The 18360-nt window shown below is 42.2% G+C and carries 18 protein-coding genes; 12 read left to right on the plus strand and 6 right to left on the minus strand.

The genetic code is table 11. From position 1 onward, the window contains the following. The first annotated feature begins 15 nt into the window (after positions 1-15). Both EKN16_RS05140 and EKN16_RS05145 read left to right on the plus strand, forming a co-directional pair. Entirely contained in the window at positions 16-912 is an 897-nt protein-coding gene (locus EKN16_RS05140) for a carbohydrate ABC transporter permease (RefSeq protein WP_232016231.1), read from the plus strand. Next, positions 905-1798: a carbohydrate ABC transporter permease gene (locus EKN16_RS05145; RefSeq protein ID WP_197719121.1), complete on the plus strand. Its 894-nt coding sequence runs from the start codon at positions 905-907 to the stop codon at positions 1796-1798. Before EKN16_RS05140 ends, EKN16_RS05145 begins: the two co-directional genes overlap by 8 nt. Positions 1799-2238: 440 nt before the next feature. Here the strand turns inward: EKN16_RS05145 and EKN16_RS05150 are convergent, their stop codons facing one another. The 4 genes from EKN16_RS05150 to EKN16_RS05165 form a co-directional block, all read right to left on the minus strand. After that, positions 2239-2691, minus strand: a complete 453-nt coding sequence (locus EKN16_RS05150; protein WP_125654246.1) for a GlcG/HbpS family heme-binding protein — start codon at positions 2689-2691, stop codon at positions 2239-2241. A gap of 162 nt (positions 2692-2853) precedes the next feature. Continuing rightward, positions 2854-3069: a DUF6199 family natural product biosynthesis protein gene (locus EKN16_RS05155; protein WP_125654247.1), complete on the minus strand. Its 216-nt coding sequence runs from the start codon at positions 3067-3069 to the stop codon at positions 2854-2856. Positions 3070-3315: 246 nt separating this feature from the next. Then, positions 3316-4239: a response regulator gene (locus tag EKN16_RS05160; RefSeq protein ID WP_125654249.1), complete on the minus strand. Its 924-nt coding sequence runs from the start codon at positions 4237-4239 to the stop codon at positions 3316-3318. A gap of 6 nt (positions 4240-4245) precedes the next feature. Further along, positions 4246-5535 carry a sensor histidine kinase gene (locus EKN16_RS05165; RefSeq protein ID WP_125654251.1) on the minus strand — a complete coding sequence of 430 codons (1290 nt, stop codon included), beginning with the start codon at positions 5533-5535 and terminating at the stop codon, positions 4246-4248. 259 nt (positions 5536-5794) lie between these two features. On the opposite strand from EKN16_RS05165, the gene EKN16_RS05170 reads away from it, so the two are divergent. Genes EKN16_RS05170 through EKN16_RS05180 form a run of 3 tightly spaced genes read left to right on the plus strand, consistent with a single transcriptional unit; the run spans position 5795 to position 10031 of the window. Next, positions 5795-7069 carry a cation:dicarboxylate symporter family transporter gene (locus EKN16_RS05170; RefSeq protein ID WP_125654253.1) on the plus strand — a complete coding sequence of 425 codons (1275 nt, stop codon included), beginning with the start codon at positions 5795-5797 and terminating at the stop codon, positions 7067-7069. 48 nt (positions 7070-7117) lie between these two features. Beyond that, entirely contained in the window at positions 7118-8539 is a 1422-nt protein-coding gene (gene aspA, locus EKN16_RS05175; protein WP_375782020.1) for an aspartate ammonia-lyase, read from the plus strand. Positions 8540-8591: 52 nt separating this feature from the next. Next, positions 8592-10031 (plus strand): NAD-dependent malic enzyme, encoded by a 1440-nt coding sequence (locus EKN16_RS05180; protein ID WP_125654257.1) that lies wholly within the window; start codon positions 8592-8594, stop codon positions 10029-10031. Positions 10032-10172: 141 nt separating this feature from the next. Here EKN16_RS05180 and EKN16_RS05185 read toward each other — a convergent pair whose 3' ends face one another. Next, positions 10173-10601 (minus strand): VOC family protein, encoded by a 429-nt coding sequence (locus tag EKN16_RS05185; RefSeq protein ID WP_125654259.1) that lies wholly within the window; start codon positions 10599-10601, stop codon positions 10173-10175. Between the two features lie 236 nt (positions 10602-10837). Between EKN16_RS05185 and EKN16_RS05190 the strand changes: the two genes are divergently transcribed. Together EKN16_RS05190 and EKN16_RS05195 are read left to right on the plus strand one after the other, a co-directional pair. Further along, positions 10838-11467: a TetR/AcrR family transcriptional regulator gene (locus EKN16_RS05190; RefSeq protein WP_125654261.1), complete on the plus strand. Its 630-nt coding sequence runs from the start codon at positions 10838-10840 to the stop codon at positions 11465-11467. Further along, positions 11464-12441, plus strand: a complete 978-nt coding sequence (locus EKN16_RS05195; protein ID WP_125654263.1) for an alpha/beta hydrolase — start codon at positions 11464-11466, stop codon at positions 12439-12441. Before EKN16_RS05190 ends, EKN16_RS05195 begins: the two co-directional genes overlap by 4 nt. Before the next feature lie 80 nt (positions 12442-12521). On the opposite strand, the gene EKN16_RS05200 is transcribed toward EKN16_RS05195, so the two are convergent. Further along, complete coding sequence (locus EKN16_RS05200) at positions 12522-12740, minus strand: DUF3951 domain-containing protein (protein ID WP_125654265.1); 219 nt, start codon at positions 12738-12740, stop codon at positions 12522-12524. 132 nt (positions 12741-12872) lie between these two features. On the opposite strand from EKN16_RS05200, the gene EKN16_RS05205 reads away from it, so the two are divergent. The 5 genes from EKN16_RS05205 to EKN16_RS05225 all read left to right on the plus strand — a co-directional run bounded on the left by EKN16_RS05205 (position 12873) and on the right by EKN16_RS05225 (position 18355). Further along, positions 12873-14159 carry an amidohydrolase gene (locus tag EKN16_RS05205; RefSeq protein WP_125654267.1) on the plus strand — a complete coding sequence of 429 codons (1287 nt, stop codon included), beginning with the start codon at positions 12873-12875 and terminating at the stop codon, positions 14157-14159. A 174-nt stretch (positions 14160-14333) separates the two neighbouring features. Continuing rightward, positions 14334-15029 (plus strand): DUF7002 family protein, encoded by a 696-nt coding sequence (locus EKN16_RS05210; protein WP_125654269.1) that lies wholly within the window; start codon positions 14334-14336, stop codon positions 15027-15029. Positions 15030-15261: 232 nt separating this feature from the next. After that, positions 15262-16581: an ABC transporter substrate-binding protein gene (locus tag EKN16_RS05215; protein WP_125654271.1), complete on the plus strand. Its 1320-nt coding sequence runs from the start codon at positions 15262-15264 to the stop codon at positions 16579-16581. A gap of 15 nt (positions 16582-16596) precedes the next feature. Beyond that, positions 16597-17523: a carbohydrate ABC transporter permease gene (locus EKN16_RS05220; protein WP_125654273.1), complete on the plus strand. Its 927-nt coding sequence runs from the start codon at positions 16597-16599 to the stop codon at positions 17521-17523. Next, positions 17516-18355: a carbohydrate ABC transporter permease gene (locus EKN16_RS05225; RefSeq protein WP_125654275.1), complete on the plus strand. Its 840-nt coding sequence runs from the start codon at positions 17516-17518 to the stop codon at positions 18353-18355. The genes EKN16_RS05220 and EKN16_RS05225 overlap by 8 nt, the downstream gene beginning before the upstream one ends. The last annotated feature ends 5 nt before the right edge of the window (positions 18356-18360 follow it).

Genomic DNA, 18360 nt, shown 5'->3' on the forward strand with positions numbered 1-18360 from the left:
AAGGAGGGATATTGCTTGGCTGTATCAAAAGAGAGGGCTCGCCAAACCAGATTTGCCTATGCCATGCTGACTCCAGGAATTGTTTTACTGCTGCTCTTTACTTTTATACCGATCGTCTATGGTTTGCCGCTTGCCTTTACGAACTATTCTGCCGTCGATACAACAAAATGGGTTGGATTCAAAAACTTCATAAAAGCATTTGATGATCCTGATTTTTGGGTCTCTATGAAAAACTCAATTATCTATGTCATTGTTGTTCCTGTTATTCAGCTGTTATCGATTTTGATGGCGATTCTTGTGAACAATAAGCTGCGTTTTGTTCATTTATTTAGAATCTCATATTTTATCCCCGTAGTAACTTCTATGACAGCTGCTGCAATTGCTTGGAAATGGGTGTTTGAAGAAGATGGGATATTGAACTACTATCTAAAAGTTATAGGGATTATCGATACGCCAATCTCCTTTATGGCGGATATGAATTTGGCTCTCTACGGTGTCATGTGTGTGACAATCTGGAAGGGACTCGGTTACTACATGATGATTTATCTTGCCGGACTGCAATCCATTCCGACTGAGCTTCAAGAGGCGGCCAGAATAGATGGTGCCGGTCGCTTGCGAGTGATCTGGCATATTACGATCCCCTTATTAATGCCGTTCGTGATGTTATGCTCGCTGCTATCCGTTATGGGTGCTATTCGCGTCTTTGACGAGATCTACGTTATGCATGGACCGAAGGGGGATCCGGCATCGGCAACGTTAACAACAAGTGTTTATACATATAAAGTTTCTTTTCAGGATTATAACTTTGGTTATGGAGCGGCGGTCGGTCTGGTAGTCTCCTTGTTAATTATGATCTTCACGATTCTTCTATTCAAATATACGAGAAAGGGAGGAATGAACTATTATGAATAACGGCATCCGACCCATTCCTACCCGCTCTCGACCTTTCAACTATCATACGTTGACGACAGCACGGATGTGGAAAAAAATTGGCTCTATCCTTGTGTTGTATTCACTCCTTATTATCACTGCGCTGTTCTGTCTTGGACCCTTCTTATGGCTGCTCTCAACTGCATTCAAAACTGGAGAAAATGTCTATACGTTCCCACCACAATTTATCCCCAATCCCATCTCGTTTAAAAATTTTATCGATGTCTTTGACATCATGCCGTTATGGAAATATATCTATAACACGATCTATATGACTGTTCTAGGTGTCGGATTAAACCTTCTGCTCTGTACATTTACAGCATATCCGCTGGCTCGTATTCAGTTTCCGGGGCGAAATTTTATTTTTAAGGCCATCGTTAGTACAATGATTTTGCCAAATGCTGCGGGAATGATTGTTAATTTTATCATCATACAGAAGATGGGATTATACAATAATATGCTAGGTGTCGTGCTTCCTTCTGCAATCAGCGTTTTTAATATTTTTTTACTCCGACAAGCTTTTATTACCATCCCGATTGATATGGAGCAATCAGCCAGAATCGATGGGGCTCGGGAATTTAGAATATTTTATAGCATTATGCTTCCGATGATTCGTCCGGCTGTGGCGACTGTAGTCATTTTTGATTTCATGGCATTTTGGAATAGCTTGATTTGGCCTGTTATTGTTTTTGACGACCAGGATAAATATCCATTGGCACCAGCACTGCAGTATCTGCAGGGTTCATTGTCCTTTAATTTTCCTTATATTGCATCGGGAACGATCATTTCTATCATCCCGATCATCATCATCTTCTTGGTTCTGCAGAAACAATTTATAAACGGTATGGTTGGGGCAGTCAAAGGTTAACCGATTATTGGTGAGAGCAGATGAGCATATATCGGTATCACGAAAGACTGGTCCCGTTACTAGAAGGTGAGTTTTGCCTGAGATAACCAGGGCGCTACTCTGCCGGATCATTCTTTCGATCGCTGTTGTCTCCCTATTTCTTGATTCTATCCCTTAGGGGTAGAAATAAGGAGACAAAGGCGAACGCTATCGCTTCTTCAGAACGATTCCGTCCGCTTCGCTTTTGTTATTCGTGATAGCAAGCACTGATAAAGAATGTGAAATGATTGGTGCCGTCGATGATCCTGATTAGAATAAGATCATAACTTGGTAGAGATTTAATGCCAGCATATCTGTTATACAAACGAGCACAATTATGATCAAAAAATAAGGAAAGCACCGCCACTAGGGAGCTTTCCTTTCGTCTGTATCCCCATATCTGGGCTTTAGCACTGATTTTTTCATTCAATCACAAATTTACTAGCAGTCCCTATGCGCGAATGAGGATAAGTCTCAAATGCTTTAACAGCTGCGTTGGCAACCTCTATGTCTTGATCACTAGATGCTCCACTGACGCCAATAGCTCCGATAATTCTTCCCTCTTTTACAAATGGAACTCCGCCACCTAGAATAACCACTCGTCCATGATTGGTTGTATTAATCCCATACGCTGGTGAGTTTGGGAGAGCCGATTTAGCCAAGTTAGAAGTAGGCATCTTCATCGCTACCGCCGTCCACGCCTTATCTTGGGCAATGCTAATACCAGCCAATCTGGCATCATCCATCCGGTAGAAAGCGATTAAATTACCGCCATCATCGACGATTGCAATGTCCTCGGAAATACCGAGCTCTTTTGCTCTGCGCTCCGCGGCATTTAGTAACATTTTAGTAACCTCTAAGGATAATTTCGTCAAATGCAGCTGCTCCTTTATGGGAAATAATTCGCTTTTTATATACTATGGCCTATGTTGATTTTGGGTGTCACCTGCCGTTCCTGTACTTGCACAAATGGAGTGAAAGTGCGGGTACAATTGTTGCTAGTTGTTACGTTGATCAAGGAATATAGTTTTAAAAGTTTAATTGAAATTCAAAATAGAGCCCCCTGAAAAAAGTACTGCGAATCCGAGAATGATTGCAATAAATCCGCCAAGCCGCGACATAAAGATGAATGCGTCACTTGGCTCAGAATCACCATCCACCATCCAACCATATCTAATGTACCAGCCTAAAGTAGGGAAAAATATACCGAGAAGGCCCGGTACAAAAAAAAGTAAGGCCGCAAAAAACACCATTTGGAAAATCCCCCCTTCTTAATGTTGATATTCATACGCGTGGGTAGGGGGAAAGTTACTGTCCAAGCTATCATTCTAGGCTCTGCAGATCGTATTTACTTTGGTAGCCTAAGAAAGTACTTTTCTGAATGGAGCAGATACTTTAACTGCTGTATAAGACAGCAATGAACAAAAAAAGGATGAAGCAGATTTGACCCTGCTCCATCCTTTTTATTGTATTGACAACTAAACTTGCGAGTTCGGCTGTTAACCCATCAACTGCTTTGCTTCCAAATACAGGACTTGAATGAATTTTTTTATGTTTAGTCGAACACTGGATTGTCTTGGATCGATGTCGTCTTCGATTTCGATCATTTTTTTACGGACTTCTGTGAATTCGAAAAATTTGGAGGAGTAATTTTCAAATTTGGCATTCGAATAATCGGTCAAACCGAGTGAAGCCAAATGCTTCAACGCTTGAAAGATAACTCGACGCACCCGTTGTTCCGCTGCTTTTGTTTCTTTTTTTAATATTTCCTGCGAGGTAGATTCACCTAATTTCCTTGCGGCTATTCGATCAAATAGAAGCTGGAGGGAAGGGAAACCTTGATCCAAGGCATTCTCTTTATCTTGTGCGTATAGTTCCTCTAGCATGTCTAACAGGTCTTTGCAGCCCGCTTCACCTATCATGCCGAGCTCGGATAATAGAAAATTACCTGGTGTAAGAATATTTTTTGAAGCAAGAGGGTGGGCGCTCGTTGCCATCCCTTGACCGATGCCTAAATTGGCTAACGACCGTTGGATTTCTTGAACTGAGTTTTGCAGCTTCATCCGTTCGATGACCTTCTGAATGACCCCGATTACTTCCAATCGGTTGATCGGCTTCGTAATATAATATTCAATACCGAGTGAGTAGGCGCTGCCAACCATGTCCTTAGATTCCACTTGCGAGATCATGATGATCTTGCCGCGGAATGTCTCGGCAATGTGGCGTACTGTTTCGATGCCGTCTCGAAGCGGCATTAACAAATCGATAAGCAGAATATCGACTTCTTTTGCAGCCAACAGGGGGCTGTCCACATAAACGCCGTCTATCGCTTCGCCTGCAATATCGCCCAAATCCTCATCCTCGATAATTTGCGCCAACATGGAACGAATCGCCTGATCGTCGTCTGTTATAAAAAAACGCATCTCATCTCATCCTTTACTTTTGCTGATTAGGTTGTCAATCGGGAGTCGAAGTATGAAGGTTGTCCCGGTTTCCCCGCTATTGCAGCTGCGAAAGCTGACCTCACCTTGCAAACTCCCCGCCAATTCTCTCACATAGTATAACCCGATACCTGTTGACGAGTTTCCTGACTTATCATATTTCGTTGTAAATCCGGGCTCGAATAGCGCTTCATGAATTTTTGGAGAAATCCCCGGCCCGTTATCGTGAACCTCGAGCTGCAGTGAATCCCCATCACGATGAGCGGAGATCGTAATGATTCCGCTAGCTGCGATAGATTCTACCGCATTGGAGACTAGATTGTTAAGAAGCGACAGTATGGTATTTACCGGATATAATGGATGCGTTCCGACGGTAATTAATTGGAGGTCAATTGTTTTACCTAACATTTGAGCATATTTCTGGTTTGATTTTACCACAACATCGCCTAGCTCTTGAATGGGCATGAATTCGGTTACACTCTCGCTGGAAATAATGTTATGAATACCGGCATAGATGCGTTGGTTGTCTTTCTTGATTTCATGTATTTGTCCGGCAATTTGCAGTGCGCTTCTAGCCAACTGTTCACCATCAGGCAAAGAAGCTTCATCTTTTAATCGTTGGTATAACGCATAGCTGTCTCTTGTAATCCGCTCCGCGTCCTGCTGCGTTTTTTTTAATTGAATCGATTCTTCGTACAAGTGGGAAATGAGCATGAGCATTTGTTCATACTGCTGTTGCTTTTGCTTTTCCGCCAATTGTTGTTCCCGATGCTTCATGAGGGTGAAAAAGCCAATGACACAGAAACTGCGAAATATCGCGATAAGTACGAGTTCATTGATTTCGGGTACTGTAAAATCTTCAACGGTAACCGGGGAGCGAAACCACAATTCCACGATACTGGCTGCAACTTCTGCAAGTATCGCCAGTATACCCATAACGAACGGACGATGCTCGAACAGGTGAATTCGAAACAAATAAAATAATAAGGTGTACGTCAAATAGTAGAAAAAAACGGAATAATTCACATGAAAGGCTTGGGAAAAATGAAGCTGGTCGTAAATGAACACATCGGCGGCAATGCGAAATAAAGGAACGGTTAAGGCTATAATGATCCCGAATATTAACGTATGAATATGACGATTCCACAGCAAACAGAAGAAAAATGCCGCAGAAGCCAAACTGACTCGGAAATTATTGTGAAACGGGTAAAACTTAAATTCTCCGGCTAAAGATACCACGAGAGCCATACAAATTAACATCATTACTTTTTTTTTCAATGTAAAGATCCTTCCGTAGTTTTTTCTTAAAATATAAGAAAGTATATGTTTTCTCTATACTTTGCTTATATTTCAGAGGGAAGAAACTTGTTTCACCGCCAAGGATGGCGTTAGCCGTTTCTTCTTGTCTCATATATAATTGGCTATTTATTTGAGAAAAATGTAGATTTGTGTAGATTTTAATAGGAGTAAGTATATGATCAGTTTACAGCGTGGTTCAACAAAAAGAAAGCGCTTAAATGTTGAAGAGAGGTGACATATGAAGAAGTTTGGATTAGCGATACAAGTATTTATTGGTCTAACGTTAGGGATCATTGTAGGCGCAATTTTTTATGGAAATCCTATGATTGCTACCTATTTGCAGCCGATCGGTGATGTTTTTATTCGATTAATTAAAATGATTGTTGTACCTATTGTTATTTCATCGCTGATTGTTGGTGTAGCGGGTACGGGCGATATCAAGAAGGTCGGGAAGCTTGGCGTCAAAACACTGCTTTATTTTGAAATCGTAACGACTATCGCAATCATCGTTGGTCTGCTGATGGCGAATATCTTTCAGCCAGGTAATGGTCTCAATCAAGAGCAACTCGTCAAAACGGACATCACGAAGTACGTTCATACGGCGGCAAGTGTACAAAGCCACGGCTTTGCTGATACATTCGTCAATATTGTACCGAATAACATTTTTGAAGCGTTGTCTAATGGGAATATGTTGGCAATTATCTTCTTTTCTGTTATGTTCGCTTTAGGCATTGCTTCAATTGGCGAAAAAGGGAAGCCTGTAATTAATTTTTTTCAGGGCGTTTCGGAATCGATGTTCTGGGTTACAAATCAAATCATGAAACTTGCCCCAATCGGCGTATTTGCGTTAATTGGTGTGACGGTCTCGAAGTTTGGGATTTCCTCACTCATACCGCTTGGTAAATTGATCGCTACAGTCTACGGTGGCATGTTCATTTTTGTCCTCGTTGTGTTCGGTCTTATTGCCAAAATGGCGGGAACAAGCATTTTCGCAATGATCCGAATTTTGAAGGATGAGCTGGTTCTTGCTTATTCGACAGCGAGTTCGGAATCGGTGCTGCCGAAGCTGATGCAAAAGATGGAGGATTTTGGATGTCCAAAAGCGATTACCGCCTTCGTCATTCCGACAGGCTATACATTTAATTTGGATGGTTCAACGTTGTATCAAGCAATTGTTGCACTGTTTATCGCACAAATGTACGGCATTCATTTATCGATAATGACGCAAATTACACTCGTGCTCGTGCTGGTGGTAACTTCTAAGGGCATCGCAGGCGTACCTGGCGCATCATTCGTAGTACTACTAGCTACACTGGGTTCCGTAGGCATTCCAGTTGAAGGACTTGCGGTTGTTGCTGGTATTGACCGCATTCTCGATATGGCGCGTACGGTCGTGAATGTTCTCGGGAATGGATTAGCCGCCATCGTCATGTCCAAGTTGGAAGGGCAATATGATAAGGAACAAGCGAAACAATATTTGAACGCCATTGATGAAAAGAAAAGCGCAGCATAATAACATCATTAATCTGAGGAATTAGAAATTTCGAGGGGTGTGGAAATGATGAATGAGAATATGAGGATAGAAAAGGATTTTCTAGGCTCCAAAGAAGTACCAGCAGATGCTTATTACGGCATTCAGACGCTGCGCGCAATTGAGAATTTTCCAATTACCGGATATCGAATTCATCGGGAATTGATCGTCGCTATGGCAATGGTGAAGAAAGCAGCAGCGCAGGCGAACATGTCGGTAAAACAGCTGAATACAAGGCTGGGAGAAGCTATTGTTCAAGCTGCGGAGGAAATTATCGGCGGAAAATGGCATGACCAGATCATTGTCGATCCGATACAGGGTGGAGCTGGGACTTCAATTAATATGAATATTAATGAAGTTATTGCTAATCTTGGAATTGAACGACTCGGCGGCATGAAAGGAGACTATTTCACCTTAAGTCCGAATAGTCACGTCAATATGGCGCAGTCAACGAATGATGCTTTTCCTACGGCTATCCATATTGCCACGCTTTCGCTGCTCGATCAATTGCTAGCGACGTTGGAACAATTGCACATTGCCTTTCAGAGTAAGGCGCTTGAGTTCGATGGCGTTATTAAAATGGGACGCACCCATTTGCAGGACGGCGTTCCGATTCGTCTAGGTCAAGAATTCGAGTCGTACAGCCGGGTGCTGGCTCGGGATATACGGCGGATTTCCGCGACTCGCCAGTGCTTGTATGAGGTTAACATGGGCGCTACTGCAGTTGGCACCGGACTGAACGCTTCGCCCCAATATATCCAGAATGTCGTCGAACTTCTGGCGAAATTAAGTGGGTTTCCGCTGGTGAATGCCGAACATTTGGTTGATGCCACACAAAATACGGATGCCTATACCGAAGTTTCTGCTGCCTTGAAAGTGTGTATGATCAACATGTCCAAAGTCGCCAACGACTTGCGCTTGCTCGCATCCGGTCCGCGCGCGGGGCTTGGTGAAATCAGCTTGCCGCCTCGTCAGCCAGGCTCGTCGATTATGCCAGGTAAGGTGAATCCTGTCATGTGCGAGGTTGTTAATCAGGTTGCATTCCAGGTGATTGGCAACGACCATACAATCTGTTTGGCTTCGGAAGCAGGTCAGCTTGAGTTGAATGTGATGGAACCAGTACTGGTATTTAATTTGCTGCAGTCGTTAAGCATGATGAACCAAGTGTTTATAGCATTCCGGACCTATTGTTTGGAAGGCATTCAAGCTAATGTGGAGCAATGTAAAGCTTATGTAGATAAAAGCGTAGGCATCATTACCGCACTTAATCCTCATCTGGGGTATGAGGTGGTCGCCAGAATTGCTCGAGAAGCAATCGAAACCGGGCGTCCGGTGCGTGAGCTATGTCTCCTGTACAATGTGCTGACTGAGAAAGAATTGGATCTCATCCTGGACCCCTATGAAATGACAAATCCCGGTATCGCTGGCTCGTCGCTGTTGGAAAGAGAATAGAAAATACTATGAACCTGAGAGAACTTGTTCAAAAAGGGAGAGAAACAAATCCATGTCAATAGCTAGTTCAGGTACGTATATGATTTATCGGCTTAAGATCGAGAAGGAGCAGGTTCCGTTCGGCGATATCGCCACGATTATTGATGGTGGTGGGGGAGATATTGTAGGAATTGACGTTATCTCCTCCGGTCGCTCGCATTCGGTTCGAGACATTACGGTGAATGTGACTGATCCTCTTGATAGCGAACGAATCGGCGAAGCTTTGCAGCGACTGGATGGCGTCACTGTCATTCATGTGTCGGATCGTACGTTTCTCGTCCATCTCGGCGGGAAAATTGAAATCCAGTCCAAAACTCCAGTGAAAAATCGCGATGATTTGTCACGGGTTTATACGCCAGGCGTTGCCCGAGTCTGTATGGCAATTGCCGAAAAACCAGACAAGGCACACACCTTAACGATCAAGCGCAATACGATTGCTGTCATTTCCGACGGAACGGCTGTACTCGGGCTTGGTGATATCGGTCCGGAGGCCGCCATGCCGGTCATGGAAGGAAAAGCGATGCTTTTTAAAGAGTTTGCAGGGGTGGATGCTTTTCCATTATGTCTGGATACGAAAGACACAGAAGAGATTATTCGCATTGTAAAAGCAGTCGCTCCGGCTTTTGGAGGGATTAATCTGGAGGATATTTCTTCTCCACGCTGCTTTGAAATTGAAGAGCGCTTGAAGAAGGAACTCGATATTCCCGTATTTCATGATGATCAGCATGGGACAGCCGTCGTCCTGCTAGCTGGTCTGCTGAATGCATTGAAAATTACGGGAAAACGGCTGGAGGAATGTAAAGTCGTGGTCAGTGGAATTGGTGCGGCGGGTATCGCCTGCAGCAAAATTCTGCTTTCCGCAGGCGTCCGCAATCTGATCGGAGTTGATCGGCAGGGAGCGATTCACCGCAATATGGTCTACGACAATCCGCAATGGAACGCTTACGCTCAAATGACTAATCCAGATGGCATCAGCGGTACACTATCGGATGTAATGGAAGGCGCCGATGTGTTTATCGGGGTATCGGCTCCGAGTATTTTGCAAGTGGACGATGTGCGCAAGATGGCTCCGGATCCGATCGTGTTTGCCATGGCCAATCCGGTTCCAGAGATCGATCCAGAGCTCGCCAAGCCGTATGTCAGGGTCATGGCAACGGGTAGGTCAGACAAGCCGAATCAAATTAACAACGTGCTTTGCTTTCCAGGTATGTTCCGCGGCGCGCTTGATTGTCGGGCACGCGAAATCAATGAGGATATGAAGCTGGCTGCCGCGTATGCGATTGCTTCTGTCGTCCGTGATGATGAGTTGTCCGAAACGTATATTATTCCTAGCGTGTTCAACAATAAAGTCGTTGAAAAGGTAAGGGAAGCGGTCATTGAAGCGGCATATCGAACAGGCGTCGCCCGGAAAAGCATGCCGGATTTCCATGCTGAAGATGTAGACCCAGCATAAGACTTTTTAGGCAACCTTGGTTCGGAATTCCGGACTAAGGTTGTTTATTTTGACGTGTAAGTGCTTTGCAAAAAAAAAGGATATAGAAACTTTTCTATAGAAGAGAAGTTTCATATCCTTTTTTGACTTTTATTTTAAAAATTACATTACCATTTCTCCGTTATCATAGTTAAACTGCCATCCAATACCAAACTTATCAGTGAGCTGGCCGTAACATTTGCTCCAAAATGTTTCTTGCAGCTCCATCACGACAGTGCCGCCTTCTTTCATTTTATGAAACAATGATTTTACCTCATCCATGTCTTTACTGCCAACTGCAAGGCTTATGTTGTTTCCTAACACAAAGGGCATACCAGGAAAGACGTCTGAAAACATCACGTTACTCCCAAGAAGGTTAAGCCTTGCATGCATGACTAAATGTTTTGCTTCCTCTGGAAGTGGAAATTCCGGACTAGGCGGTGAATCTCCAAAGCTCATAATTTGCGGTTGTTCTGTTCCGAAAACCTGTGCATAATACTCTACTGCTTCACGACAGTTCCCATTAAAATTAAGATAAACATCAACAGACATGTGCTTCACTCCCTAGGTTTAAATTGTTAATCATTGTTAGATGATTATTATTATATTGTATCATTCAACGGTGCATTTTCAAATATTGCAGAGAATGATCGGCACTAAATCGATTGTAGGTGCTTAGTAAGATGAATTTTCACGCTTGCAATAATTCGTAATTAAATGTATATTATTAATTAAGTGATCGATCATTTAATTAATAACAATTAAATCAAAAGAGAGGGGGAATACAATTGGCAAGACCAATCAATGAAGAAAAAAGACAGGAGCGGCGTAGTCGTATCCTAGAAGAAGCCGTTGTCCTGTTCGCAGAAAATGGATATTCTAATACGACAACTGCTCTCATTGCGCAGGGTGTGGGAGTGACCCCTGGAACCATTTTTCAATATTTCCCAAGCAAAGAAGCCTTATTCTACGCCGCTGTCCTTGAGCCGCTTGCTGATATTCAGGCGAAGTCGCTTGCTTGTCTAAAACAAGAGGGTACGCCGAGCGAATTAATTAAGAACATGGTAGAAGAACAATTCAATCATATCTATTGCTATACAAATGAATTGCGGCTTGTTCAATATGTCTTAGGACAACGGATAAGATTTCCTGAACTTACACAGAAGGTACTTGAAAGTACAAAAGTAATGACAGATACTATCGAATGCGTCTATGCCAAGGGACAGTTAATGGGAGAATTCAACAAAAGCTTTTCACCAGCTATGATCTCTCGTGCCTATATCTCTTTATTAAATGGGGTAGGCTTAACTCTTGGAAAAAATATTATCCATCACCCCGAGTGGGGAAATTTGAAGGAGCATGCCTTATATTTGTTCGCACCCACACAACCTAAAGAAAAAGCGAGGGAATTTGAATGAGTGAAACATCATTACAACCAAATTTGACATCAAACGTTCGTTCGAAAAAACGGAGAAAAATTATATTGATCCTAGGGATCGTGCTTTTGCTTGTGATAGGTCTTGTATTTTTTATATCCTATAAAGTAATGGATACCTTGCTGCACCATCCTAGAGACACGAATGTCAGCTACGACTTGAATATCGATAAAACTCCTTACCAAGAGGTTGAGTTCAAGAGCTTGAAAAATGATAATACGATTAGAGGTTCCTTCTTTTATGCAAATGGTCTTTCCAATAAGGCAAGTGATAAGACGATTATTGTCGTCCATGGATATACAAGCAATCGTTTAGTCAAAGGGCGGACCAATAAGTTAGTAGAGCATTTCGTTCCGAAAGGCTATAATGTATTGGCATTTGACCTCAGTTCGCAAGGTAAATCCGATGGTAATATGATTACACTTGGCCTCAATGAAAAATATGATTTGCTTGGAGCTGTAAGCTATTTAAAATCCAGAGACCATACTGGTGATAACATTGGAGTTATTGGCTTTTCAATGGGTGCTGCTACTTCTTTGCTAGCTGCAAGTGAAAGTGCTGACATCAAAGCTGTAATTGCAGATAGTCCTTTTCGTAATGCAGGTCTATTTCTGAGAGAGGGTTTGCCCTTCTTCTCAGGTTTACCTTCTTTTCCATTTAGTTATACATCGATATGGGTGGGTAAATGGTTCTTAAATATTGATCTTGATTCCGTATCTCCTATGGATGCAGTAAAGAAGATGAAAGACAAGCCAGTTATGCTGATTCATGGAACTGGAGATCAGCAAATTAGTTATAAAAATTCAGAAGTAATTTGGGAGTCATTAAAAAATGACCCAAATGCAGAAGCATGGTACCCGAATAATACGGAGCACATCGATGCCATCAATCATTACCCCACTGAATATTTCCAAAGAGTAGATCGCTTTATGGATAAGTATATAGGTAAAGAGTAGAAACGACATGAAAGCCGGTATTCCTTCGTATAAGGAACCGGCTTTTCTGCTGTCATTCGACTAAAAGGGAGGGCTTTGCTTTATAAATTTTTGTCTTTATCGTCACCATGATCATCATCAACCTCTTTCACTTGCTTCTCTTCATGAAACTCTATTGTTGATTGCGCCATTATGTAATCAAAAGGAGTGTAGTTATTACTAGGTAATTCTTTCTTCATAATCATTTTGACAACTACGATTCCAAGCAAGATGACAATGAAGATAGAAACTCCAAATATCATATAAAGACCAAGGCTCATTATTAACACATCCTTTTTAATTTTTGAATTACATACTACTACGAAAATACGTAGCTATAGTTTCAAGTTGACCTTCTCCTTACGTCAAGCAGTATCCTTCTATATAAGTCAGTTATTTATAGGAGGATATTTATGAGAATACTCATCAAGGATGTAACGATTGTTACCATGAAAGAAGAAGCACCATTTGTAGGGGACATTATGATTGAGGGAGACAAGATTGAGGACATTCAATCTGAAATCAACGAATCGGCGGATGATGTGATTCAGGGCAAAGGATTTGTCGCTATGCCAGGGCTTATCAATGCTCATCAGCATACACCAATGAGTCTTTTGAGAGGTTTCTCTGACGACCTTATTTTGATGGATTGGTTAAATAAAAAAATGCTGCCTGCTGAAGCGAGAATGACTGAAGAAGATATTTATTGGGGAGCAAAACTCTCCATGGCGGAAATGATAAAAACCGGGACAACGGCATTTGCAGACATGTATATTCACATGAATGAAATTGCTTTAGCCGTTGAAGAGGTTGGAATGCGTGCGTCATTGACCCGTGGATTGGTCTTTATTGAAGATGATGGGGGTAAACGATTGACGGAAGCCTTAGATCTGATCGAACGTTGGTCAGGTAAAGCTGGGGGAAGAATCACGACCATGTATGGGCCGCACTCGCCTTACACTTGTCCTCCAGAACCATTAAAAGAAGTTATTCAGTTGGCTGAAGCAAGAAACATTCCCGTACACATTCATTTGGCCGAGACAAAAGAAGAAGTAATCAAGATTCGGGAGAAGTACAATCAAACACCGACAGAATATTTGTATCATGCCGGTTTATTTGAAAGGGCACATGTTCTATTAGCACACAGTGTTCACCTAAATCGAAGAGATGTTGGTTTCTTGAAGGGAATGCGTGGCGGCGTATCCCATAACCCCGTTAGCAATCTGAAATTAGGCTGCGGTATTGCGCCAATAACAGAGATGCTTGCGCAAGGAATCACCGTTGGTTTAGGCACGGATGGAGCAGGAAGTGCTACAACGGTGGATATGTTTGAGGAGATAAAAGCTGCTTCATGGTTGCAAAAGTTGGATTATAGCGATCCAACCCGGATTCTTGCTGCTTTTGCTTTGCGTATGGCAACCCATGAAGGTGCCAAGCTGCTCAATATTGACGATCAAGTCGGTACATTGGAAGTCGGCAAAAAAGCGGATGTCATTTTAGTCGATATGAAAAAACCGCATCTACAACCCATTCACAATATTGAATCCTTACTCGCGTATAGCGCGAATGGTGCTGATGTGGACACAACGATTGTAAATGGCAGAATGCTTATGAAACATCGTCAGTTACTAACGATTGATGAAGAAGAATTGTATAGTCAGGTAGCAGCACGAGCTACAAGAATTGTTGACGGGATCTAGTGTGTGGCTAGTTCAGTTTGATGTAGGGTATTTCAATCGTTAGAGCACCATCTGGTGTAAACGAAGCTCTAGTTGAAGATAATGAATAATTGAATGGATATTATCAAAAGGACACTAACTCTTCGTTATTGTCTTTTTGTTTTGTATTGGGTAATAGTTGGAGGAGGGTAAATCATGGAGAATAAGGATGCTATTATAACTGCCATAACTAAAGCAAAAGGAAGAAAGTCCCTTTATCATTTTACAAGAGTAAGGAATTTGCCTGCTATTGCTCATTTCGATTCCCTATTGTCCAGCTATAACATAAATCCCCACTTTGCAGGTGAGCGCCGATCAGAGGCCAAGGAAGTTAACTATGATGAATATTTGATTACAATAAATGCTCATCTTAGGATTCCTGATAGTATGATAGCTGCTGCATGCACACAGGAACAATTTCGGGCTTATCTGGACAGGCATGTATTTTTTTGGCCAACAATAAAGGATTGTCAGAAAATGCTGGATTCATACACTCGAAGAGAACCGGATGAAGGGTTTGCTATTCTGCAATTCGATGCATATTCCTTATTATTGGAACATTATTCGGCAGTGAAGCTATCTAAATACGACTCGGGGAGCGCGCCGCGGTTTCCAAAGCACTGTTCTTATAAAAAGAGTCCTGAAATGTTTCTACCATTAAACGGATTCAAGAGAATAATGAATAACACTGTACCTACAAAAGCATCAGAGATACGGGAGGTATTAATCGAAGATCAGGTTATTAAATTGTCAAAATATTTACGTTCGGTTTACGTTGATAATTGTAATGTTGTACCTGAGTGTTGGAGAGATCTGGCTAAGCCTCAGGCGAGGATTGCGAATTCCTCATGATAGGGTGACCGTTATATTCGTTATTAGGTGAGTTTCTGGCCTAGTAACGAATATTTTTATGTTTTACCCGAATAAATTCAAATCCTGTCGAATTGAAAAAAGCTACTATTGGGATTATGAAAGGCAAGTATTAGAGGATGAAGGAAGAGGTGATTAGGCGCATCTGATTATCCCCACAAAAGTAAGATGGTTAAGACAGGATTAAACTAGTTCATCCAAGGGAGGCAATACAATGAAAAGTCAATCAAGAGTAAAAACAATCGGTATGCTTATAATCGCAATGTCCATCATTCTTTATGGTTGTTCATCTAGCAAAAAGGAAACTACGGTATCGCCTAATTCAGAAGCTCCTAATACAAGCGCACCTACCGAGGCTCCTGCCAAGACTGAGAAAGCGAGTATCCGTTTAGCGACTGCGATGGATCCAACTCGTTTAGCTCCCTATGAAAAAGTAGTAGCAGACTGGAATGCGAAGCACCCTGAAACTGAAGTTGTGTTAGAGAATACTCCCTATGCCGAATATTGGCAGAAAATTCAAGTCATGACCGCTTCCAAAACATTGCCGGATATCTGGGTGTTCACTCCTGGACTAGGCTCGCAATGGCTTGAGAATGATCAATTGCTTTCTCTTAGCAGCTATATCAAAAATGACAGCGCTTTAAATATTGAAGATTATCACAAAATGATGATTGACTATATGACCTACAAAGGGGAAGTATACGGGTTTCCATATGATGTATCAGCACAGGTCCTTTTCTATAATAAAGATTTATTCGATCAAGCTAAATTGGATTACCCAACGGATAAGTGGACGTTTGATGATGTAAGAACGGCAGCGAAGAAAATTTCAGAATTGAAATCCGATAAAGGCAAGGTCTATGGACTTTTATCGACGATGGCAGGAGATTTCACGGCTGACTCCTATTTCCGCGCTTTCGGATCAGGCTTAATTACGAAAGACGGTAAAGTAGGGCTTAATAATCAAGGCGGAATCGATACGCTTCAGTATTTCAAAGACAATATTGATCAAGGAATCACACCGAAACCAGAGCCGGGAAGTCCAACTCGACCGATTTGGCTTAATGGGCTTGCAGGGATGATGGCAGATGGCGGATGGGCGATTCCATCCTTCAAGGATGTACCCTTCAAATGGGATATGGTCAGTATTCCGGCTGGTCCACAAGGACAATTTACAACAGGCTTGGGCGGCACCTATGTGGTAAGCAAGCAAACGAAATTTCCAAAAGCATCCTATGAATTCCTCAAATATTTAACGAGCACGGAAAGTCTTAATCAGCTTATTACGCAAACGGATGCAGGTGTGCCTGGACGTATATCCTCGCAAGCAGGTCTATCACCATTGCTCAAAAAGTATGCAGATTTGATTAGCAATGCAACACCGTTTAGCGCAATAAACGGCACGCTGGAAATGCAAGAAATTCTTGGGAAAGATTTGGAACAAGTCTTCAATGGTACGATGTCACCTGCAGATGCCGTAAAAGATATTGAACTAAAAGGCAACAAAGTGCTGGAAGATAAACAAAAGAAATAACCCGAACTATTCATAATGGCGGATAGACGAAGGTTTATCCGCCTTACTTCAGGGAAGGACGCGATAGTCATGTACCGTACCCGCGAACAAGCCGCAGCCTATTTATTTATATTACCTTCCTTCGTGAGCTTTATTATTTTCGTGCTTGTGCCTGCAGTAATGGGATTAGGGCTATCTTTTTTTCAGTGGGACCTGGTATCGCCTATCCAATTTGTTGGAATGGAGAACTGGTCAGATCTTCTTGAGAATAAGGAAGCGCTGGGGAGTATCAAAACAACGATTATATTGGTTATTATTTCTTTGCCTTTAACGGTGATCTGTGGTCTGATACTTGCCTTGCTGGTCAATAAATTGCCATTTGGAAAGACGTTTTTCCGCTCTGTTTTTTTTATTCCAAGCATTACTTCCATGGTGGCCATGTCTGTAATCTGGGGCAACATGTACTCGAAGGACATTGGTCTCATCAACTATGTTTTAAGTCAGGTAGGCATTCAACCTGTAGGATGGCTTTCCAATCCGCATATGGCGCTTATTTCCATAGTCATCTTGGGGATTTGGTCCTCTGCCGGCTATAATATGCTTATTTTTTTGGCTGGCCTGCAGGGAATCGACGAATCGTTATATGAAGCGGCTAAGGTAGATGGCGGAGGCGGCTTTTATATATTCTGGAAAATTACATTGCCTTTATTATCGCCAACCTTATTCTTTATTTCGATTACATCCATTATTGGTGGCTTGCAATCCTTTGAAGCGGTTTACTTGCTGACGGGCGGTGGTCCTGGTTATGCAACAACTACGCTTGTGTATTTCATTGTGAATGCAGCGTTTAAGAGCTTTAACATGGGACTTGCAGCAACGATTTCTCTAGTGCTTTTCATGTTAATTCTTCTTGTTACTTTGATTCAGTGGAGATTTCAGAAGAAGTGGGTGCATTATGATTAAGTCGCAGCGAAAATTCCCCTTTGGTCTTTATATCAAATATTGTATAACGATTATTCTGGCTTTGCTATTTCTTACACCATTTGTTTGGATGCTAGCTCTATCGATTAAAACGCTTGGCAATTTTTATGATTTTCCGCCTAAGCTTTGGGTAAGCCATCCGCAATGGTCTAATTTCATCGATGTTTTGAAGCAATTTTCACTTTTTCGGTTTTTGTTGAACAGCTTGTTTGTTTCCACTACGATTACTTTGCTGCAGCTCCTTTTGGCTTCCATGGCAGCTTTTGCCTTTGCTGTTCTTTCCTTCAGAGGGAAAAATGCGCTTTTCATGACTTTTCTACTGAGCCTCATGATTCCGGGTACGGTTATCCTGATCCCGCTTTTTCTAGTCACCCAAAAGCTTGGAATGCTTGATTCCTACAAAGGCCTCATCCTGCCTTTCCTGTTTACGGGTTACGGGATTTTTATGCTGCGCCAATTTTTTAGGAGTCTGCCCCGTGATTTCTTTGAGGCGGCACGGATGGATGGGTGCAGCTATTTCGGAATCTATGCCAGAATTTATATACCTCTTTCCAAGCCTGCTTTGGCTACATTAGGCACACTCGCGTTCATGTCGTTTTATAATTCACTGCTTTGGCCGCTTGTGTCGACCAATAGTGAGCATTTAAAGACAATTCCTGTCGGAATCGCCGGTCTGGTGGGCCAGAATAATTATATTTATCCGCATCTCGTGATGGCTGGAACCACGATTATGGTCATACCGGGAATCCTTATCTTTATGTTTTTGCAGCGTTATTTTATTCAAGGCGTGGTCATGTCGGGTATCAAAGGCTAATCAAT

The organism is Paenibacillus baekrokdamisoli, assembly GCF_003945345.1.
GTDB lineage: Bacteria > Bacillota > Bacilli > Paenibacillales > Paenibacillaceae > Paenibacillus_Z > Paenibacillus_Z baekrokdamisoli.